The organism is bacterium (assembly GCA_026129405.1).
In the GTDB taxonomy this organism is placed as follows: Bacteria; Desulfobacterota; Binatia; order DP-6; family DP-6; genus JAHCID01.
In genome coordinates, this window is the sequence record JAHCID010000001.1 from 1,145,941 (window position 1) to 1,166,173 (window position 20,233).

At 73.0% G+C, this 20,233-nt stretch carries 22 protein-coding genes; 10 read left to right on the forward strand and 12 right to left on the reverse strand.

The window, feature by feature from the left end:
• Positions 1–2: 2 nt before the first annotated feature.
• Entirely contained in the window at positions 3–533 is a 531-nt protein-coding gene (locus KIT14_05270) for a hypothetical protein (protein MCW5889945.1), read from the reverse strand.
• A gap of 59 nt (positions 534–592) precedes the next feature.
• Between KIT14_05270 and KIT14_05275 the strand changes: the two genes are divergently transcribed.
• Entirely contained in the window at positions 593–1,393 is an 801-nt protein-coding gene (locus KIT14_05275; GenBank protein MCW5889946.1) for an SDR family oxidoreductase, read from the forward strand.
• Here the strand turns inward: KIT14_05275 and KIT14_05280 are convergent.
• On the reverse strand, positions 1,344–1,790 hold the full coding sequence (locus KIT14_05280; protein MCW5889947.1) for a hypothetical protein: 447 nt from the start codon (positions 1,788–1,790) through the stop codon (positions 1,344–1,346). The two genes, KIT14_05275 and KIT14_05280, sit on opposite strands and share 50 nt — an antisense overlap.
• A gap of 116 nt (positions 1,791–1,906) precedes the next feature.
• Complete coding sequence (locus tag KIT14_05285) at positions 1,907–2,938, reverse strand: TIGR03560 family F420-dependent LLM class oxidoreductase (protein MCW5889948.1); 1,032 nt, start codon at positions 2,936–2,938, stop codon at positions 1,907–1,909.
• Positions 2,939–3,043: 105 nt separating this feature from the next.
• On the opposite strand from KIT14_05285, the gene KIT14_05290 reads away from it, so the two are divergent.
• From KIT14_05290 to budA, 3 genes are all read left to right on the forward strand, one after another.
• Entirely contained in the window at positions 3,044–3,937 is an 894-nt protein-coding gene (locus KIT14_05290) for a hypothetical protein (protein ID MCW5889949.1), read from the forward strand.
• Between the two features lie 128 nt (positions 3,938–4,065).
• Positions 4,066–5,826, forward strand: coding sequence for a methyltransferase domain-containing protein (locus KIT14_05295; GenBank protein ID MCW5889950.1), 1,761 nt, complete (start codon positions 4,066–4,068; stop codon positions 5,824–5,826).
• Positions 5,827–5,837: 11 nt separating this feature from the next.
• A complete protein-coding gene (gene budA, locus KIT14_05300) occupies positions 5,838–6,680 on the forward strand; it encodes an acetolactate decarboxylase (GenBank protein MCW5889951.1) in 843 nt (280 codons plus the stop codon).
• Here budA and KIT14_05305 read toward each other — a convergent pair.
• The 5 genes from KIT14_05305 to KIT14_05325 all read right to left on the reverse strand — a co-directional run bounded on the left by KIT14_05305 (position 6,677) and on the right by KIT14_05325 (position 9,716).
• The gene (locus tag KIT14_05305; protein MCW5889952.1) at positions 6,677–7,321 is read right to left on the reverse strand and encodes a hypothetical protein; all 645 of its coding nucleotides are present in this window, start codon (positions 7,319–7,321) and stop codon (positions 6,677–6,679) included. The genes budA and KIT14_05305 overlap by 4 nt on opposite strands.
• Positions 7,322–7,326: 5 nt before the next feature.
• Positions 7,327–8,211 (reverse strand): RluA family pseudouridine synthase, encoded by an 885-nt coding sequence (locus tag KIT14_05310; protein MCW5889953.1) that lies wholly within the window; start codon positions 8,209–8,211, stop codon positions 7,327–7,329.
• Positions 8,208–8,450, reverse strand: coding sequence for a hypothetical protein (locus KIT14_05315; GenBank protein ID MCW5889954.1), 243 nt, complete (start codon positions 8,448–8,450; stop codon positions 8,208–8,210). Before KIT14_05315 ends, KIT14_05310 begins: the two co-directional genes overlap by 4 nt.
• 66 nt (positions 8,451–8,516) lie before the next feature.
• Positions 8,517–9,320, reverse strand: coding sequence for an enoyl-CoA hydratase/isomerase family protein (locus KIT14_05320; GenBank protein MCW5889955.1), 804 nt, complete (start codon positions 9,318–9,320; stop codon positions 8,517–8,519).
• 6 nt (positions 9,321–9,326) lie between these two features.
• On the reverse strand, positions 9,327–9,716 hold the full coding sequence (locus tag KIT14_05325; GenBank protein ID MCW5889956.1) for an MAPEG family protein: 390 nt from the start codon (positions 9,714–9,716) through the stop codon (positions 9,327–9,329).
• 87 nt (positions 9,717–9,803) lie between these two features.
• On the opposite strand from KIT14_05325, the gene KIT14_05330 reads away from it, so the two are divergent.
• The gene (locus tag KIT14_05330; protein MCW5889957.1) at positions 9,804–11,120 is read left to right on the forward strand and encodes a DUF1329 domain-containing protein; all 1,317 of its coding nucleotides are present in this window, start codon (positions 9,804–9,806) and stop codon (positions 11,118–11,120) included.
• Positions 11,121–11,236: 116 nt separating this feature from the next.
• Positions 11,237–12,037: a thioesterase family protein gene (locus KIT14_05335; GenBank protein MCW5889958.1), complete on the forward strand. Its 801-nt coding sequence runs from the start codon at positions 11,237–11,239 to the stop codon at positions 12,035–12,037.
• An 8-nt stretch (positions 12,038–12,045) separates the two neighbouring features.
• On the opposite strand, the gene KIT14_05340 is transcribed toward KIT14_05335, so the two are convergent.
• Complete coding sequence (locus tag KIT14_05340) at positions 12,046–12,519, reverse strand: flavin reductase family protein (GenBank protein MCW5889959.1); 474 nt, start codon at positions 12,517–12,519, stop codon at positions 12,046–12,048.
• Between the two features lie 225 nt (positions 12,520–12,744).
• Here KIT14_05340 and KIT14_05345 point away from each other — a divergent pair, with 225 nt between their 5' ends.
• On the forward strand, positions 12,745–13,143 hold the full coding sequence (locus KIT14_05345) for a hypothetical protein (GenBank protein ID MCW5889960.1): 399 nt from the start codon (positions 12,745–12,747) through the stop codon (positions 13,141–13,143).
• A gap of 1 nt (position 13,144) precedes the next feature.
• Here the strand turns inward: KIT14_05345 and KIT14_05350 are convergent, their stop codons facing one another.
• Together KIT14_05350 and KIT14_05355 are read right to left on the reverse strand one after the other, a co-directional pair.
• Positions 13,145–13,984 (reverse strand): glucose 1-dehydrogenase, encoded by an 840-nt coding sequence (locus tag KIT14_05350; protein ID MCW5889961.1) that lies wholly within the window; start codon positions 13,982–13,984, stop codon positions 13,145–13,147.
• Between the two features lie 2 nt (positions 13,985–13,986).
• Positions 13,987–14,433: a hypothetical protein gene (locus KIT14_05355; GenBank protein ID MCW5889962.1), complete on the reverse strand. Its 447-nt coding sequence runs from the start codon at positions 14,431–14,433 to the stop codon at positions 13,987–13,989.
• A 108-nt stretch (positions 14,434–14,541) separates the two neighbouring features.
• Between KIT14_05355 and KIT14_05360 the strand changes: the two genes are divergently transcribed.
• The 3 genes from KIT14_05360 (at position 14,542) to KIT14_05370 (ending at position 19,046) form a co-directional block, all read left to right on the forward strand.
• Entirely contained in the window at positions 14,542–15,402 is an 861-nt protein-coding gene (locus KIT14_05360; protein ID MCW5889963.1) for a thioredoxin domain-containing protein, read from the forward strand.
• Positions 15,403–15,507: 105 nt separating this feature from the next.
• Positions 15,508–17,997, forward strand: a complete 2,490-nt coding sequence (locus tag KIT14_05365; GenBank protein MCW5889964.1) for a hypothetical protein — start codon at positions 15,508–15,510, stop codon at positions 17,995–17,997.
• Positions 17,994–19,046 (forward strand): GHMP kinase, encoded by a 1,053-nt coding sequence (locus KIT14_05370; protein MCW5889965.1) that lies wholly within the window; start codon positions 17,994–17,996, stop codon positions 19,044–19,046. The genes KIT14_05365 and KIT14_05370 overlap by 4 nt, the downstream gene beginning before the upstream one ends.
• Positions 19,047–19,083: 37 nt before the next feature.
• On the opposite strand, the gene KIT14_05375 is transcribed toward KIT14_05370, so the two are convergent.
• Positions 19,084–20,091, reverse strand: coding sequence for a DUF3089 domain-containing protein (locus tag KIT14_05375; protein MCW5889966.1), 1,008 nt, complete (start codon positions 20,089–20,091; stop codon positions 19,084–19,086).
• Positions 20,092–20,233 lie beyond the last annotated feature (142 nt).

Consider the following 20,233-nt stretch of genomic DNA (forward strand, 5'->3'; position numbering starts at 1 on the left):
GGCTACGCGATCGGCGCGCCGCGCGCCGTGGTCAGGTACTCGGTCACCAGCCGCGGCGCCTTGCGCAGGCATTCCTCGGCGTTGCGGAAGGTGACCTCGCGCACCCACTCGCCGGCGACCCACGCGTCGAACGACGAGTCGGTGCCGATGCGCACCTCGACGAGGCGCGCGCCGAGGGGCAGCATGGTCACGATCGCGCGGAGCGCGTCGCCGGAATCGACGAGGATGGCGCGCGCGCCCGTCGGGATCGTGAACGCCTTCTTCACCTTCTCGACGCGCGGCTCGGGGACGCGCTGCTTCTCGAGCAGGTGCAGCATTCCCCAGCCGCTCTCGGGGCACTCGGCCTCGTCGAACCACTTGAGGTTGAGATCGGTGAGCCGGCGCTGAGCGCGATCCTGGTCGTAGCCGATGCCGGTGCGGAAGAACTTGAGCGGGACGCGCGGCGTCTCGATCACGTAGCCGCTCGAATCGCGCTGCTGATCGACCCACCAGCGGTTCTCGAGGCCGGCCGGCCGATCTCCCTTGCCTCCCACGCGCCGGACCCTACCGCGTACGTTGCCGCGCGGACAACCGTTGGTTAGGCTCCGCCGCGATGCAGGCGTGGCGGCCGTTCGCGGGCGAGTGGGGGCTCATCCTGGGGGCGTCGAGCGGCTTCGGGGCGGCGGCGGCGCGGACGCTCGCACGGCACGGGATGCACGTCGCCGGCGTCCATCTCGATCGCAAGGCGACGCTGCCGCTCGCCGAGGCGGTGGCCGCCGACTGCCGCGCCGCCGGCGTGGAGGCGCATCTATGGAACGTCAACGCCGCGGACGCCGAGAAGCGCACCTGGGTCTGCGACCGCCTGCGCGAGCTGACCGGCGGCAGGCCGCTGCGCGTCCTCCTGCACTCGCTCGCGTTCGGCACGCTGAAGGCGTTCGTCAGCGGCGTGCCCGGACAGCAGACGACGAAGGCCCAGCTCGAGATGACGCTCGACGTGATGGCGCACAGCCTCGTCTACTGGGTGCAGGACCTGCACGCGCGCGGGCTCGTCGGCGACGGCAGCCGGGTCTTCGCGATGACCAGCTCGGGCGGGACGCGGGTGATGCCGTTCTACGGCGCGGTGTCGGCGGCGAAGGCGGCGCTCGAGTCGCACTGCCGGCAGCTGGCGCTCGAGCTGGGCAGCGAGGGCGTCGCCGTGAACGCGATCCGTGCGGGCGTCACCGACACGCCGGCGTCGCGCAAGATCCCGGTCGCCGAGGTGATGTTCGCCGAGGCGCGACGGCGCAACCCGGGCGGGCGCCTCACCGAGCCCGACGACGTCGCCGGGACGATCGTCGCGCTGTCGTTGCCGGGGACGCGCTGGATCAGCGGGAACGTGATCGGCGTCGACGGCGGCGAGGACGTGACTGGTTAGCGGCCGGCCGACCCGACGCGCCGTTGGTTCGGGTCCCCGCCGACACCCCGCGCACGAACTTGTAGGCGAACCCGTCGGCTTTCCGCTCGGCGTCCGCCCACAGCACGTAGTGGCCCATCTCGTGGTAGACGGTCTGGATCCACTGGCGCTCGCTGTTGTACTTGCGCCCCCGCTTCCAGTTCTCGGGGTGGACCAGGTGGATCTTGCCGTCCTCGTAGCAGCGGCCGCCGGTCTTGCCCCAGTCGAGCCACTCGAACCAGGTCACCCGGGGAGGCCGCAGGGCGTAGAAGCGGCTGATCGACGACATGGCGCGCTTGAACGCCGGCTCCTGGTCGTGGTCCCGGAAGAAGGTGGTGAGGAGCCGGTCGACGTCCCGGCGGTCCCGAATTCCCGGCATGTTGATCCGCATGGCAGGTGCCTGGTCCCTCGCTTCGGCGCCGCCCGTCTGGGAGCCCCCGATGGCCCCCTGTTTGGCGCCGGGCCCGACGGACTACACGTCCCCCCGAACCCCTGTCAACGCCGGTTTTTCGGGCCTTCCGGCGGCGAGAAAGCCGGCATGATTTCCTCCGCGAAGCGCTGGAGCAGGCGCGGATCGAAAGGCGGACGGAGGCTCAGGACGACCTCGGTGACGCCGGCGTCGGCATAGGCGGCGAGGCGCTCGCGGATCGTCTCCGGCGCGTCGGCGATCACCGCGTCGGCGACGTCCTTGCCGACGAGAAGGCGGGCGCCGAGCCGCACGGCGGGCCCGGCGAGCGGCACGTTCGTGATCGCGACCAGCGGCACGAGCGCCGAGACCTCGGTGGGGCAGGGCGCACGGCCGATGCGCGCGCACTCCGCGGCGATGATGGCGCGCCGCTCGCGGATGCCGTCGAGGGTGACGCCGGTCACGGCGTTCCAGGCGTCGCCGTAGCGCGCCACGAGCGGCACGATCCACTCCTTGCCCTGGCCGCCGATGACGATGGGCGGATGCGGCCGCTGCACGTTGGCCGGCGCGAACGGCGCCCTGTCGAGCGTGTAGTACTTGCCCGCGAAGGTCGGGTGCTTCTCGTCCCAGAGCTTGGTGATCACCTGCAGCGCCTCGTCGAGGCGCCGCGCGCGCTCCCGCGCCGTGCCGAAGTGGAAGCCGTACGCCTGGTGCTCGCGCTCGAACCAGCCCGCGCCGATGCCGAGCTGCACGCGGCCGTTGCTGAGATGGTCGATCGTGGTCGCCATCTTCGCGACCAGGGCGGGGTTGCGGTACGTGTTGCCGTCGACGAGGAGGCCGATCCGCAGGCTCGTCGTCTCGCGCGCCAGCGCGGCCAGCGTCGTCCAGCCTTCGAGCACCGGACCGTCCTCGTTCGAGTCGAAGATCGGCATGAAGTGGTCGTAGAGCCACGCGCTGTGGAAGCCGAGCCGGTCGGCCTCCTGCCAGATGGCGCGCAGGTCGTCCCAGGTGGTGTTCTGCGGCGGCGTCTGGATGCCGAAGCGGAGGCGTGGGGTGGGCGGATCGGCGGCCGCGACCGGAAGCGCGAACGCCAGCAGCAGAGCGACGAAGAGAGCGCGCATGCGGCGGCTGTATGCGGGTGGCGCGGTCGCGACAAGCCGGGGCGCCGGGTTCGAAACCCCGCGGGGCGTCTGCTATCGGTGGGCGCCGTGACTGGAGGAACTCGCATGCGGAATCTGTTCCTGATGGGCTTGGTGGTCGTGGCGGGCGCGTGCAGCAACGCGACGGTCGACAAGCAGTCGGCACGCGCGACCGATCAGGCGCCGGAGGCGTCGCAGGTCGAGGTCGTGCGCATTCCCTACGACGCGGCGTTCCCGCGCTACGTCGTCACGGTCGAGCCGATGACCTTCGACGCCGAGGGCGGCGGCGGCGGCTCGGCGCCGAGCGTGCCCGGCCAGCGCTACGGTTGGGGGCCGTGGGGGTGGGGTCTCCTGCCCGAAGGCCCGAAGGCCGAGGCCTACAACCCGCCGCCGGCGGGCGTCACCGGCAACGTCGGCAACGCCGTCGCCAATCAGCTGACGACCGCGCTCAGCAACGTCGGCAACGTCATCATCATCGACTACGACCACTACTTCCAGAACCGCTCGAGCCCGGCGAAGCTCGTGGACCGCAAGGCGGGCGAGGTCGGGCCGTTCGTGCTGAAGGGCTCGATCACCGAGTTCCAGGAGGTCGCCGAGGCCGAGGGCAGCGGCTCGGGCGGCTCGCTCGGTGCGCTCGGCGCGGCGGTCGGCATCGCCGGCGCCATCGCGGGCAGCTCCGAGGCGGCGATCGCCGGCACGGCGCTCGGGCTCGCCAATCCCACCTGGGACAACAAGAAGGCGAAGCGCACCGGCATGGTCGCCATGGACATCAAGATCGTGAACCCGCAGAACGGCCGCCTCGCCGGCAGCGTCGTCGCCAACGGCAGCTTCACGGCGGTGACGGCGGCGAGCGGGTTCAGCGTCTTCGGCATCGGCAAGGCGAGCAACGCGTTCGCGCAGAGCGCGCTGGGGCAGGCGAACCGGCAGGCGATGAACTCGGCGACGACGCAGATCTGGGATCGGCTGCGGATGATCCGCTGAGTGGCTCTTGCGCGCGGGCTCCCGTGCGCTGCTCGGGGTGGGGATGGCGTGCGGGGTTGCCTAGCCGGGTGGTGGGGCGTTAGGGTTCGCGTTCGCTGCGCTGCCGCGCGGCTCCATCCCGACGACTGATGTCCGCGCCGACTGCCGACGAGCTCGAGATCCAGGGGGCCTGGGACCCGGTGCCGCTGCGGGAGCAGTGGCCGATGGGGCGGGACAACCACTTCATCATGGACCGCCTCATGCGCGTGCCGGTGGAGCAGACGCTCCTCGGGGCGTCGGGGAAGGTGCTGGAGGTGGCGGCGGCGGAGGCGGTGCACTCGTGCCGGCTCGCGGCGCAGGGGCTCGAGTGTCACGTGCTCGAGCCGTCGGAGGGGATGCTCCTGAAGGCGCGCGAGCACATGGGCGAGTTCGGCGTCGACCTGCACCTCGTGCGCGGCATCGCCGAGGCGCTGCCCTATCCCGACCACACCTTCGACCGCGTGCTGATCGACTCGGCCATGGACCATCTCGCGGCGCCCGACACCGGGCTGCGCGAGATGATCCGCGTGCTCAAGCCCGACGGCCGCTTCGTCGTGAGCTTCGTCAACTACGGCAGCCTCGCGGTGCGCCTCAGCCGTGCGGTCTACCGGCTCGAGCGCACGGTGAGCCCGCGCGCGCTCGAGGAGAAGCGCTTCTGGGACACGCCGGTGCCGTACGAGCATACGTTCGAGTGCACGTACAAGAACATCGGCCGGCTGTGCGGCCAGTACCTCGAGTTCGAGCGCGCCGTCGGCGTATCGATGCTGTGGGGCACGCCCGGCTGGTCGCGCTTCCTCGAGCGGCTGCACTGGAACCGCGCGATGAAGACGCTCGACACGCTCGACAAGGTCGCCCGCCGCATGCCTGGGCTCGCCGACTTCGTCCTCATGGTGTGGCGTCCGCGCACGGGCGACGACACGATCGGCCTCGGCCTGCGCACCATGCCGCCCCTCGCGCGCGTCACCGCCGCCCGCCCCGCGCTGCCGCCGCGTCGTGTGGAGACGATGCGCGTGACGCCGGCCGATCCGATCTACCAGCGTCGCACCCGCGAGGATCTCGAGTGGGAGGCGAGCTGGGGCTACGCACCGATCGTCGCCGCGCGCATCCGCGCCGCGAAGCCCTGGGCCAACCGCGCGCTCACCGGTGACGCCGCGCGCTCGTGGCTCGACGACATGGCCGCGCGCGGCCCGTTCGAGCGCGCGCTCCTGGTCGGCGGCGAGGACGAGGACGAGGCGGAGACGTGGCTGCGCGCCGGCGGCAGCGAGTCGCTGCACGTCGTCGATTCGAGCCCGGCGCGCATCGCGCGCCTGCGTACGCGGCTCGCCGCGCGCGCACACCGCGTCCGCTTCCTCCAGCAGGACCTCAACTTCCTCGAGCTGCACCGGCGCCACTACGACGTCGTGCTGCTCGCGGGCGGCCTCTCGCGCGTGCTGAACCTCGAGTTCGTGCTCGACGAGGTGGCGCTGGCGCTCCGCCCGGGCGGGCTTCTGGGCATCGGCTGCTACGTCGGCGAGCGCCGGCAGGCGTACGCGCCGGCACGGCTCGCGCTGGTGGGCCAGGCGCTGCGCGAGATACCGGAGCGCTTCCGCCACGGCACCACCGCGATCGAGGCGAGCGATCCGGAGCAGATCGCCCCGTTCCGCGCCGCGCGCTCCGACGAGATCGTCGCCGCCGCGCGGGCGCGTTTCGACGTCGTGCAGGAAACGTACGCCGGACGCCTGTTCCCGCTGCTCGTCCACCTCGACGTCGCGGCCATCGAGCGCGAGGCGCCCGAGCTGCTCGAGCGGTTGCACGCGCGTGAGCAGGCGCTGGCGTCCGATCCGGCGGCGACGCCGTGCTCGGCGTACCTCGTGCTGCGCAAGCGCGGCTGACGGAGCCCCGCGTGCGCGGCCTGCACCTGCGCCTCTCGCCGGCCCTGTGGAGCGCCCTCGAGGCGCGCCGGCGCGAGACGGGCGAGCCGCTCGAGCACATCGTGCGCAGCGCGCTCGCCGAGCACCTCGGCCTCGGCCAGCACACGCTGTTCCAGGTGTCGACCTCGACGGCGCTCGTCGAGGGCATCTACCGCGGTGCGGTGACGATCGGCGAGCTGCGCCGCCACGGCGACTTCGGCCTCGGCACGTTCGAGGGCATCGACGGCGAGATGGTCGTCGTCGACGGCGGCTTCTGGCAGGTGCGCTCCGACGGCACCGTCCACGCGGCGGGCGACGACGCGTCGAGCCCGTTCGCGGTCGTGACGCACTTCCGCCCCGCGCGGACGCGGACGCTCGCCGCCGCGCCCGACCTCGCGTCGCTCCTCGCCGCCTTCGACGCCCTGCGCGACTCCGCGAACCTCTTCTATGCGCTGCGCGTCCGTGGCCGCTTCGCGCACGCACACACGCGCGCGATGTGTCGCACGGCCGAGGGCGTGTCGCTGGCCGAGGCCGCGGCGCACCAGCCCGAGTTCCACCTGCGCGACGTCGTGGGTACCGCGGTCGGCTTCTGGTCGCCGGCCTACGCGAAGGCGTTCGAGGTGCCCGGCTACCACCTGCACTTCATCACCGACGAGCACACGGCCGGCGGCCATCTGCTCGGTGCCGTCGCCGCCGGTCCGCTCGAGCTCGCGGTGCAGCGGCTCGACGACCTGCGTGTGGCGCTGCCGGCGAACGAGGCGTTCCTGCGCGCCGATCTGTCGCACGACCCCGCCGCCGCGCTCGACGCCGCCGAGCACGCCAAGCCGGGACGCTAGCGCCACCGCCGGCCGGGGCGCGCCGCGGCGCCCGCCGCCACGCCCCGTGACGCCCACCAGCCGAGCAGCAGCTCCCAGATGCCCTGGAGCGTGAAGTAGATCGTGCCCGAGGCGATCGGCTTGTAGGGGTATTCCGGCCACTCGCCGCCGGTCGTCATGCCCTGGGCCGCGATCACCTCCGGGGTGATGCCGAGCGGCGGGACGTCGGCCGTCACGCCGACGAGGACGCTGAACAGGTAGAACACGACGCTCGCCGCCCACGACGCCATCACCGGATCGATCGCGCTTGCGTCCGGCGCCGGCCCCATGAGCAGCGGCGTCATGCGGTTCAGCGTCAGCAGCACCATCGCCTGCACCGGCCACCAGCTACCCATGCCGACGGCGAAGCCGGCGGCGAAGAGGCCGTACACGAGCGTCAGACCGAGCAGCATGAGGATGCGCGTGCTGCGCTTGCCGTCGCCGTGGACGATGGCGCCCATGAACCCCGCCGAGTGCACCACGAGGAACTCGAGCAGCATCACCATGACGAGGCTGGTCACCATCTTCTCGCCGAAGAAGGTCGGGTCGATCCAGGTGATGAGGAAGACGGCGGCCACCCCGAAGTCGGGCAGCGCGACCATCGAGGGGACGAGGGTGCGCACGGCGGTCAGACGCGGAGCGCGCGCGGCGGTGCGCACTCGACGACGACGGGCCGCCCGTCGGCCGGATGCGGGAAGGCGAGGCGGATCGCGTGCAGCAGGTAGCCGCCGTCGCCGGGGAGGGCCGTCGCGTCGGGAGGCGGGACGCCGCCCGTTCCGTAGAGCGGATCGCCGACGAGGGGATGGCCGGCGGCGGCGCAGTGGATGCGGATCTGATGCGGCCGGCCGGTGGCGATGGCGATGCCGACGACGGTGCCGGCGTCGCGGTGTCGCAGCGGCCGGAGCTCGGTGCGCGCGGCGCGGCCGCCGGGGTCGGCGGCGTGGACACGGCCGAGCCGCGGATGCGGCCTCGAGCCGATCGGTACGTCGATCGCGAGCGCCGCCGCCAGGTCGCCGCGCACCAGCGCGCGATAGTCACGCTCGACGGCGCCCTCGCGCCAGCAGCGCGCGAGCTGCCGCCGGGCGCGGTCGGAGCGCGCGAACATGACCAGGCCCGAGGTGCCGCGGCCCAGCCGGTGCACGGGCGTGGCCTCGGGAAAGCGCCGCTGGACGCACGTCTGGAGCGTGTGCGCGAGGAAGCCGCCGGCGGGCGCCGTCGGCAGGCCGGCCGGCTTCGCCACGACCAGCAGATCGGCGTCGGCCGCGAGCACGGCGAAGCCGAGCGGGACGGGCGGCTCGATCCAGGGCGGGCGCCGCCAGGTCAGCTCCTGTCCGGGACGGAGGCGGGCGTCCGGGGCGGTCGGCGCTCCGTCGAGCTCGACGCGCCCCTCGGCGATCCGACGCCGCCACTCGTCGGCCGTCGAATGGGCGTAGCGGGCGGCCAGCCAGGCGTCGACGCGCACGCCGGCGGCCGCCGGCCGGATGCGCTCGCGATAGACGAAGCCGGCGTTCACTCCGGCGGCATCGCCTCCTTGGCCTTCTTGAACGCCTCCTCGGCTTCCTCCTGGAGCCCGTTCTTGAGGGCCTCGTCGCCCTGCTTGAAGTACTCGGCGGCCGGGCCGAGATCCTTGCCCTCCGCCTGCGCCTTCTTGATGCGCGGCAGGAGCTCCTTCTTGAGCTCGATGGCGGTCTGGGCGGCCGCCGCGCCCGCGAGCGCGGCGAGCAGGGTGAGGGCGAGGGTGAAGCGGCGCATGACGAGGGTCCTCCTGGCGCGGGCTCTTAGCGCCGGCCCCCAGAGCCGGCAAGACCCATTCCCGGCCTAGTCCTCGTAGCGCGGCGGCCGCTTCTGGCGGCGCGCCGTGATCGCCTCCTGGAGGTTCTGGGTCGTCATGCGGACGAGGAGCTGGTTGCGGTTCTCGAGGTCGATGGCCGCCTCGAGGCTGCCCACCTCCAGGTTCGACCACAGCGTCTTCTTCGTCATCGCGAGGCCGTGCGGGCTGTAGCCGCACATCTGCTCGGCGAGGGCGAGCGCCGCGTCGCGCAGCTCCGCCTCGGGGACGACGCGCGACACCAGGCCGAGCCGCAGCGCCTCGTCGGCGAGCACCTCGCGCCCGGAGAGGATGAGGTCCCACGCGTGCGCCGCCCCGATGAGCCGGGGCAGCAGCCAGCTGATGCCCAGCTCGGTGCCGGTGAGGCCGTTGTTGATGCCGGCGTTGCGGAAGCGGGCGGCGGCGTCGGCGATGCGGATGTCGCCGCCGAGCGCCAGACAGAGGCCGCCGCCGTAGGCGGGGCCGTTCACCGCCGTGATCACCGGCTGCGGCAGGCTGCGCAGCGTCGGCACCAGGTTCGAGAACGTCTCCATCGCGCGGATCGCGATGCGCGACATCGGCAGGCCGTCGCAGCCGGGCGGCATGCCGTGGTCCTCGAGGTCGAGGCCCGAGCAGAAGCCGCGCCCGGCGCCGGCCAGGATCACGACCCAGACGTCGTTCTCGCCGCGCAGCCCCGCCAGTGCCTCGAGGAGCGGCACGACGGTGTCGAACGAGAGCGCGTTCAGGCGCTCCGGCCGGTTGAGCTCGACGACCGCCACGTGCGGCCGCGGCCGCGTGACCTCGACCAGGGCCACGAGGGTCTACCGCGCGAGCCGCAGGAGCAGCGCGATCACGACCAGGACCGCCATCCAGATCTCGACGAGGAAGGTCAGCAGCGATCCGACCGCCCGCTTGCTCGCCTCCCGCGCGTAGCCGACGGCGTAGAGCAGCCGGGCGACGACGAAGATGATGCCGATCACCACCGCCTGTCGTTGGTCGACCGCCGTCGCGTACAGGAGGAAGAGCGGCATGAAGACCACCAGATGCTCGATGCTGTTCTGGTGGACGCGGTTGAGCCGCTCCCAGGTCGGGTGCCCCGACGTGGCCGGCGCGGGGACCCCGTATTTGCCCCGTGCCCGGCCGACGATGACGGCGAAGACGAGGACTTCGATCGTGGCCAGGGCCAGCAGAAGCAGGCATGCGTTGCTCATGGCGATCGGGTGCTAACGCTCCCCCGGCCGGGATGTCAAAGCGCGCGCGTCCTGGCCCCGTGGGCTCGCCCGGTTTATCAGGGCCCGATGCGCGCACGGCTCGCCCCGACCCTCGTGGCCCTCACGATCCTCGCCGCCGGCGGAGGCGTCTCCGCCGCCGGGCCGGAGCCGGGACAGAGCCTCGACGAGGCGACTGCGGCCTCGGCCGAGGGGTTGCTCCCGCCGGAGGTCCTCGCCCGCTATGCGGCCGGGGAGTACACGAATGCGGTCGCCGCCTGGCCCCCGGGTCCGCCCTGGGAGGCCGCCTTCGCCGAGGCGTCCGGCCGCAACGCCGCCAGGCTCGGGGTGGACGAGCGGGGCACGATCGTCGAGACGGCGACCCAGAAGCCCGCCCGGGGTCTCTACGGCCTTCCGTTCCGCGTCGAGGCCGCCGATCCGCAGGCCGGCGTGAAGGCGATCTGGAACGCCTACTACGCGTTCTGGCGCATCGGCAGCAGCCACGACCTCCTGGCCCTCGACTTCGTCGGCAAGGGCGGCCTCGAGCGCCAGGCGGTGCTCGAGAGCGACATCCTCTTCTGGGAGGGCGTGCCGCCCTCACGCGCCCCGAAGGACAATCCCCTGGACCTCGCGGCGCAGCAGCGCGCGATCGTCGGCTCGCCGGCCGACCTGAACGGCACCGCCAGCCTCTCCTGGCGCTTCCGCGACGCCGACAAGCGCGACCAGGCCTGGACCTACGTCCCGGCGCTGCGCCGCGTGCGGCAGATCTCGCCGGCGAACCGCTCCGACGGCTTCCTCGGCTCCGACCTGAGCCAGGACGACGGCTCGTTCTTCGACGGCAAGCCCGAGGACTTCACCTGGAAGCTGGTCGGCGAGCGCGAGGCGCTCGTGCTCGCCGATCCGGCGAGTCTCGCGGGCAAGACCGCTCGCACGGCGCGTCCCGACGGCGGCATCGACGAGGACTGGCCGGCGGATCAGAAGGTCGTCGGCTACCAGGACCCCGCCTGGAAGGGCCTCGCGTGGGCGCCGGTCGCGCCGGTGCTGGTGCGGCGCAAGCTGTGGGTCGTCGAGGCGACGCCCAAGGATCCCTACTACCTCTTCGCCAAGATCGAGCTCGGCGTCGACCAGGAGACGTTCCAGGGCGCGACCAGCCGCAAGTTCGACGCCCAGGGCGGGCTGCTGCGCAGCCTCCAGTTCCTCGCCTACGCGAGCCAGCCGATCGAGGCCGGGGGCGAGCAGCTGATCCTGCCGTCGTCATCGATGGGCTACGTCCTGGCCGAGAACCAGAAGGCCGGCCGCGCCACGATCGCAGGGACGGCGCCGCCCGGGCGGTCCGTGCACCAGCGCCGCGTGCCGATCGCGCCGAGCGTGTTCGCCCTCGAGCGCCTCGGCTCGACCGGCAAGTGACGCCGCCGTGCGCGCACGAGCCGACGGACCGCGGCGTCTGCCCGCGGGGCCGCCTCGGCGTGCACCCGGCGCGCACCCTTGACTCGGGGGTCTCGTCCCGGAACCTCGCCCGGGCGATGAACGCCCAGGAGTTCCTCGGCCTCCGCGCCACCCACAACCCGCACCGCTGGGTGTTGCCGGTCGAGCCCGGCGTCTGCGTGCGCTGGGCCGGGTTCCTCTTCGGCGGCTGCGGGCTCGGCGCCGCCGTGACGGCGCTCGAGGCGGTGACGGGACGCCAGCTCGTGTGGGCGACGGCGCAGTACCTCTCGTACGCGCGGCCGCCCGAGATCCTCGACCTCGACGTGACGGTGCCGGTCAGCGGCAAGCACAACACCCAGGCGCGTGCGACCGGTCACGTCGGCGACCGTGAGATCTTCACCGTCAACGCCTCGCTCGGCCGCCGCACGCTCGACGTGCACGGCACCTGGGCGCGCATGCCGCAGGTGCCGCCGCCCGGCGAGTGCCGGCCGGCGCCGATGATGGACGGCGGTGACCGCACCATCCACGCGCGCGTCGAGCTGCGCGTCGCCCTCGGACGCTACGGCGCCGACAAGGACGGCACGCCGAGCAGCGACGGCCGCTCTGCCCTGTGGGTGCGCATCCCCGAGGGGCTCGAGACCTCGGCGGCGGCGCTCGCCATCATCGCCGACTGGATGCCGTCGGGCATCAGCCACGCGCTCGGCCGTTGGGCGGGCGGCAACAGCCTCGACAACACCATCCGCATCGTCGACGTGTTCCCGTCGGAGTGGATCCTCTGCGACATCCGCGTGCTCGCCATCGAGCACGGCTTCGGCCACGGGCTGATCCACCTGTGGGGCGAGAACGGGCGGCTGCTCGCGACCGGCAGCCAGTCGTTCATCGTCCGCCTGATGGGCTGACGTTCCGCCTACTCGGCGACGCGGCGATAGCGGCCCTGGAAGAAGAGCAGGGGATCGCCGCCGCGGCTCTCGGCGTGGTGCACCTCGCCGATGTGGATCACGTGGTCGCCGCCCTCGTGCGTCTCGACGATGCAGCACTCGAGATGCGCGAGCGTGCCCTCGAGGATCGGCACGCCGTTCTGGTTCGTCGCGTACGGCAGGTCGCCGAACTTGTCGCCGCCCGACTTGGCGAACTTCGTCGAGATCGCCTCCTGGTGCTCGCCGAGGATGTTCACGACGAAGCACTTCGAGTCGAGGAAGTGCGGATGCGTCTCGGCCTTCTTGTCGATGCAGATGAGCAGCAGCGGCGGCTCGAGCGAGAGGGAGCTGACGGCGTTCGCGGTGAGGCCGTAGGGCCGGCCGTGCGCGTCGCGCGTCGTGAGCACGGTGACGCCGGTCGCGAACAGCCCCATCACGCGACGCAGCTCCTGCGGATCGAACATGGGGCCCGGGGGTAACCGCCGGGGTCGGCGGGGTCAAGACGCACGGCCCGAAGGTCGTAGGCGGGAAGGCGACGGAAGTCGATTTGTAGACTCGGCCCGCGTCGCAGGTGCCGGGGCGGGAATTTTCTCCGCGCTCCGGACGTCGATCGGTGGCACACGGCTTGCGCTCGAGGCGGTCGCGACCCGGGGCGCGAGCCGGGAGCGCAGTCGACAAAGGAGATGCTCATGGAGATCGTGCGCGGCACCCCCGAGCCGCGCGTCCTCGTGGTCGAGCCCGATCGCGTCCGGCGCGCGTCCCTGATCGGCGTCCTCGGCGCCGCCGGTTGCCTCGCCGAGGGCGTCGAGACCGCCGGCGACGCCCTGGCGTTCTTCCGCGGCGGCGGGGCGGCCGAAGCGGTCGTCCTCGATCCCGAGCCGACCTCCGAAGCCCACGACGTCACGGGCAGCGGCGATCGATGGGTCGTGGCCGTGCTGGAGCGCGCGCCGACCGTGGTCTACTCGCCGCGTCCCGGCACGCAGCGGCGGGCGCGCCGGCTCGGCGCGACGAGGGTGGTCGACAGCGTCCCCGCCGTCCTCGATCAGCTCGCGCGCATCGTGACGGTGCCGGGGCGGGCCGCCGCGTAGATCACGCGCGGCGGCGCGGCGGACCGAGCAGCCACTGCTCGTCGGCCGGCTCGCGCCACCAGCCGCCGGCGGCGTGCGTGCCGCCGTCGACGTGGAGCGTGACGCCGGTCACGTAGCGCGCGAGGTCGGAGGCGAGGAACACCGCGGCCCCGGCGAGGTCGTCGGGCGACCCCGCGCGTCCGAGGGGGATCATGTGCGGCCAGCGCGCCTGCTCCTCGGCCGGCACCATCGCGGCGAGCCCCTCGGTGAGGCAGATGTCCGGCGCGAGCGCGTTCACGCGGATGCCGTGCGGGCCGAGCTCGACCGCTGCCGTGCGCGTGAAGCTGACCACGCCGGCCTTGGCCGCTGCGTAGGCCGCGTAGCCCGGCGCGGCGCGCATCGCCTCGATCGTGACCACGTTGACGATGCTGCCGCCGTGGCCGGTCGCCGCCATATGGCGCGCCGCGAGCTGGGTCCCGGCGAGCACGGTCTTCAGGTTGAGGCGCAGCAGCGCGTCCCAGCCCTTCTCACCGCTCTCGAGGAACGGCTGGTGGAACGTCCCGCCTGCGTTGTTGACCATGACGTGGAGCGCGCCGAAACGGGCGACGGTGGCGTCGAGCGCCGCGTGCAGGGCGTCGCCGTCTCGGACGTCGACCGGGATCGCGATCGCCGTGCCGCCCGCTGCGCCGATGGCGTCGGCGGTGCGCGTCGCGGTGGCGGGGTCGCGCTCGAGCACGACGACGGCAGCGCCGAACGCCGCGAAGGCGCGGGCGATGCCGGCGCCGATCCCGGCCCCCGCACCGGTGATGGCGGCGACGCGGCCGGCGAGCGAGACGGCGGTGGGATCGAGCGCGCCGGGCATCGCTAGTTCGCCGTGTAGCCGACCAGCACGCGCTCGCCGCTCTTGAAGCCTTCCTCGAAGCCCTTGGCGTGGTTCGCCCATCCCGCGGGGTACTTCTTCGCGAAGGCCTCCATGAGCTGCTTCTCGACGGCGGGGTTCTTCACGAGGGCGCCCGTCGCCTCGAACGCCGTGCCGCTCGGGTTGCCGATGGCGATGCGCGCTTTCGTGCGCCCGGCCTGGATGCGCTTCACCCGCCACGACGTCGGCCGCGTGCCGACGTAGACCGTGTCGCCGTCGACGAAGAACCAGATCTCCGACGGCAGCGACCAGCCGCCGCCCTTCCGCTCGGACTGGATGTAGACGTACTGGGCCCGCTCGAGCTTGTCGTGCAGGGCGGGGGTGAGCCCGGCCAGGGCGGGCAGGGCGACGAGGAAGGCGGCCAGCAGGGAGAGGCGCAGCGCACGCGGCATGCAGGCACCCTAGCCATCGCCCTCCGAGCCCAGCAAGGCCCCGTGCTTGACCCTCAAGGGGATCGCGGGCAGGCAGGGACGGTCGCCCATCTCGAAAGGAGACTCTCGATGCGCACCCGTTTCCTCGCCCTGGCCGCCGTGCTCGGGCTCGCCGCCGCCGTCGGGCCCGTCCTGGCCCAGCAGGCCGGCCTCGATACGGACAAGATCGTCAAGTACTACCGCAAGAAGAAGAACGTGCCCCCGTCCGTGAACATCACGGTGAAGGACGTGAAGGACGCGCCGCTCAGCGGTGCGAAGCAGGGCACCCTCGAGATGGGCACCGCGCCGCAGGTTCGCACCGAGCAGTTCATCGCGTCGGCCGACGGCAAGTACGTCATCTTCGGCACCATCGAGGACGTCACGGTCGATCCGTCGAAGGCGGTGATGGCGAAGATCGACCTGAAGGACCGTCCGTTCCTCGGGCCGAAGGACGCGAAGGTCACCATCGTCGAGTACACCGACTACCAGTGCCCTTTCTGTCTGCGCGGCTACACCACGCTCGAGGAGAACGTCCTCAAGGACTACGACGGCAAGGTGAAGCTCTACGTGAAGAGCTTTCCGCTCGCCTTCCATCCGTGGGCCGAGCCGGCGTCGATCGCGCAGGAGTGCGCGCTCCAGCAGGGCAAGACCGACGCGTACTGGAAGCTCTACCACTCGTACTTCGAGAAGCAGAAGGACTTCACGCCGCAGAACGTGAAGGAGAAGAGCTGGGAGATCCTCGCGCCGATGGGCGTCGACAAGGCGAAGTGGGACGACTGCTACGACAACAAGAAGACCCAGGCGCTGGTGAAGGCGCAGATGGCCGAGGGCCAGGCGCTCGGCATCACGGGCACGCCGTCGTTCGTGATCAACGGCCGGCTGCTGGTGGGCGCGCAGCCCTTCGAGCAGTTCAAGGCCGTCATCGACGACGAGCTCGCCAACGCGAAGTAGCCACGGCACGTCGCGAGAGGCGCCCTGACGCCCGCGGGGACGGGGCCGGCGATCGTCGGCCCCGTCCTTGACGCTTCCCCACGCGCGGCGCTACGCCCCCGCGCCATGCCGCGTACCCCCGGGTTCGACCCCGCCACCGGCGCCTACGTCGACACCCGCGCCGCCCGCGGCTTCCCGCTCGGCGGCATCGGCAGCGGTGGCGTCTCGTTCGAGACCGACGGCGGCTTCGGCGAGCTGCGCTGCCAGAACGACTGGATGCACCCGCTGCGCGGCGTGCGCGGCGCCTTCCAGGCGCTGTGGACCCGGCCCGGCGGGGTCGCGATGCTGCGCCGCCGGCACGACGGCGAGTACGCCAACGCCCGTAACGTCGCCGGCACCACGTTCACCGGCACCCTGCCGTCGTTCACGCTGCGCATCGACGATCCGCTACCGGTCGTCCCGGTCGTCTCCGGCTTCACGCCGCACGTGCCGCACGACCTGCGCGACTCGACGCTGCCGGCGGCCTCCTTCCGCGTCGCGCTGACGAACCCGGGGGCCGACGCCGCCCCGGCGGCGGTGCTGCTGTCGTGGGAGAACGTCCTCGGCCGCGGCGGCAGCGGGCACCTCGGGCCCGAGCTGGGGCCGGAGCAGGAGATGCGCGGCGTCCGGCGCCGCGTGGTGTGGGACAGCGTCGCCGGCAACTGGCAGGAGCCGGCACGGGTCGTTGGCGCACGCGGCGTGCGCTTCCGCACCGACCAGCGCTGGGACGCGCGCTCGCACCGCGCGGGCGTGGTCGGCGAGCACCTCCTGCTCGTGGCCGAGGACGACGGCGTCGAGATCACCGTCTGCGACGGCTGGGACGCCGGCGCGGCCGCCGCCAGCGTCCTCGACGACTTCGCCCTCGACGGCCGTTTGCGCTCGCCGCATCGCGGACGGCGCGGCGCCGACGGCGGCTGGCGCCCCGCGGCCGCGGTCGCCGCGCGCCTGGTCGTGCCGCCCGGTGCGACGCGCGTGGTGCGCTGGGTGCTGGTGTGGTGGATGCCCGACCACGTCACCGAGCCGTCGTTGTGGCGCCATCGCGGCGCCGGGCCGCACGACGGCGTCCGCGTCGGCCACGTCTACGAGCGCTGGTTCGACTCGGCCGACGCCGTCGCCGCGCACGTCCTGCGCGAGGAGGCGCGGCTGGCCGCGGCGTCGGGGGAGCTCGGCGCGGTGTTGCGCGACGGTACGTTGCCGGCATGGCTCGTGCGTCCGCTCGAGAACGCGCTCGACGCGACGCTCGCCAACACCGTCGTGCCGAAGGACGGCACGCTCTACACGATCGAGGGCGTCGACTGGCACTGGCCGATGGGCGGTCTCACCGGCACGAACGACCAGCGGCTCGCCGCCCACCCGTACACCGCGACCTTCTTCTCCGAGCTCGACCTGACCGAGCTCGACGCGTTCCGCCGACTCGCCGACGCCCGTGGCGCCGTTCCGCACGGCAACGGCAACTGCGACCTCGGCCTCGGCACCACCGACGTGCCCTACGGCTGGCCGATGTTCATCAAGGACTTCCTGCCCGCGAAGGAGTGGACCGATCTCACGATGTCGCTCGTGCTCCAGGTCGCGCGCCATTGGCGCGTCACCGGCCGGCGCGACGTCCTCGAGCGTTTCTGGCCGGCGCTCCGCCGCGGCATGGATTACCTGGCCGGCATCGCGCCGCACGGGGTGCCCGAGGGCGGCACGACGTACGACGTCTGGGACTTCCCCGGCGCCTTCGTTTACACGGCGACGCTCTACCTCGCGACCTGCGCGGCGATGGAGGACCTCGCGGTGCACATGGAGCCCGCGTGCGCGGCGACGTACGCGGCCCGCCGCGCCGCGTGCCGCCGCGTCGTCGACGAGGAGCTGTGGGACGCGCGCGGCTTCTTTCGCAGCACGCCGGCGAAGGACACGCTCTTCACCGCGGCGCTCGCCGGCGACTGGGCGGCGCGCTGGATCGGCCTCGATCCCGTCGTCGACCCGGCGCGGGCGGCGAGCCATCTGCGTCACCAGCATCGCGTGCTGGTGCGTGCGGCGCAGACGGATCCTGCGCGCCCCGCGCTGCCATGGGCCGAGGCGACGTTCGACGGCGCGCTCGTCGAGCACCCCTTCCGTGCCGGCCTGCCGGCGGGGCAGGAGTTCACCTACGTCTGGCAGGTGGTCTCCTACCAGGCCTGCGCGCAGCTCTACCTCGGGCTGGTCGACGACGGGCTCGAGACGCTGCGCACGCTCTACGATCGCCTCTGGCTCGAAGGCTGGGCGTGGAGCGGCGGCCTGCGCGGCGACCCCGAGTCGATCTACATGACGCATCCCGTGGCCTGGGCGATCCCGCACGCGCTGGCGGGCTCCGCGCTCGACGTGCCCGGCCGCGCGCTGCGCCTCGCGCCGCAGCCGGAGCGGCTGCGCTGTCCCGTGCTGTTTCCGGGGTTCTGGGCGATGCTCGACCGCGCGCCCGGGCGTGCGACGACGCTCGCGGTCGTGCGCCATTTCGGCGAGCCGGTCGTCGTCGACCGCATAGTCCTCCCGGGCGCGACCCACGACCGGCCCGGGACGGCGCTCGCGGCGGGCACGCGGCTCGAGCTGCCGGGATGACGTCGCTCTTCGTGCCGGGGCGGCTGTGTCTCCTCGGCGAGCACTCCGACTGGGCCGGCGCATACCGGCGTACGCATCCCGCCATCGTGCCGGGCCGTTGCCTCGTCACTGCCACCGACCAGGGCCTCGGGGCCGAGGCCGAGCCGCTCGACGACGCGCTCGAGCTCGCCAGCATGCTCCCGGACGGCACGCACGCCGAGCCCGTGCGCCTGCCGCTCCGGTCGCTCGCCGACGCCGCACGCGCCGGCGGCTTCTGGAGCTACGCGGCCGGCGTGGCGAGCATCGTGCGCGAGCGCTGGGACGTCGGCGGGCTGCGGCTGCGCATCGTCGCGAACGACCTGCCGCTCGGGAAGGGGCTGTCGTCGTCGGCGGCGGTGTCGGTGCTGGTGGCGCGCGCGTTCGCCCGCACCTGGGGGCTCGACGTCGACGTGCGCGAGGAGATGCGGCTCGCCTACGCCGGCGAGCGACGTGCCGGCTCCGCCTGCGGCCTCATGGACCAGGTGTGCGCGTTCGGCCGGCGCACGACGCGGCTCGACTTCGACGGCGCCGCCTTCGACGTGCGGCCGATCCCGGTCGGCGCGCCGTTGCACCTCCTCGTCGTCGACCTCCGCGCCGCGAAGGACACGCGCCGCATCCTCGCCGATCTGAACGCCTGCTACCCCGCGGCGCCGGGCACGCTGGCCGCCGGCGTGCGCGACGCCCTCGGCCCGGGCAACCTCGACCTCGTGGAACGCGCCGAGGAGGCGCTCGCGGCCGGCGACGCCGCCGCGCTCGGCGCGACGATGGCCGAGGCGCAGGCGCTCTTCGACGCTCGGGTCGCGCCGGCGTGTCCCGAGCTGCGTGCGCCGCGTCTGCACGCGGTCCTGGAGCACCCGGCCGTGACCGAGCTCGCGTACGGTGGCAAGGGCGTCGGCTCCCAGGGCGACGGCTGCGCCCAGCTCGTCGCCCGCGACCCGGCGGCCCGCGATGCCCTCGCCGCACGCCTCGCGCACGACCTCGGCGTCGCCACGCTGCCGCTCACGATGGCCCCAGCGGCGGCCGCCGCTTGACGGCGCGCCGGACCACGTCGCCGCGGCCGGCGGGATCTCAGCGCCGGCAGCCGTTCGCCGCGCACCAGGTGCGGCCCTGGCGCTTCGCGATCGCGACCAGGTCGCCCATCGCGACGCTGACGTCGACGAGGTGCATCCCCCAGTCCGGCGTCAGCTCGGCGCCGCGCAGGTCGTCCACCCGATGCGCGTCGTTGCCGGTGCTCGCGATGGCGAGGTAGACGAAGCCGTCGCGCTTCTTGCAGGTCGCCTCCATCCAGCGCGGCAGCGTGACGAAGGGCGTGGTGATGGGGCCGCCGCGCGCCGGATCGACCCACTCGATCGGCGGCGGCGTCGGGAGCGACGGGAGCGAGCGTCCGTCCCGCGGCAGGTACGGGTGGAGCGCGCGCGTCCCGCCGCGCAGCGAGGCGGGATTCGTACAAGCGGCTTCCCAGCCGGGCTGGAGCGGGCGGCCGAAGAGGCTGTTGGACGGCGGCGGCGCGCCGTCGCGGAAGGACGAGTAGGTGATCACGCAGCCGACGTCGGCGTCGCGGCGGCAGAGCCGGATGTTCTGGAGCGAGCCGCCGACGTCGGCTCCGATCGGCACCTGGAAGTTCGTCCCGAGCAGCATGGCCGACACCAGCCGGCGGCGCAGGAGCGGGCTGGCGTCGATCTCGTTCTGGAGCAGCGTCGTCAGCTGGCCGGCGCCCTGCGAGTGGCCGATCAGCAGCACGCCGCGTCCCTGGTTGTCGTTGGCGATGTAGTGCTTCCAGGCGTCGAGCACGTCGGCGGCGGCCAGCGCCTGATCGGACGGGATCGGGTTGCCGCCCAGGATGGAGATCAGCGCCGTCAGCGTGACCTGGCGGTAGACCGGGGCGAAGACGCGGCACACGCTGCCGAGTCGCGCCGCCTGCTGGCGGACGACGTACAGCTCCTGCTCGGCGCCCGGGATCAGATCGCTGTTGCCGGTCGGGTCGGTCGAGATGGTCGGGTAGACGTAGAAGCAATCGAACTTGGGCTTGCGCGCCGCCTTCCAGCGCTGGACGGACACCTTGCCGTTCGCCTTCACGATGCTGGCGTCGAGGTCGTGGTCGCAGACGTCGTCCGTGTCCGGGCGGCAGAGCCAGTTGGCCGGGTTGCCGTAGACGGCGCTCTGGTAGCCGGGGTAGGGGTTCTCGGCCCGGGTGGCGGCGGGGGCCGGACCCGCGGCG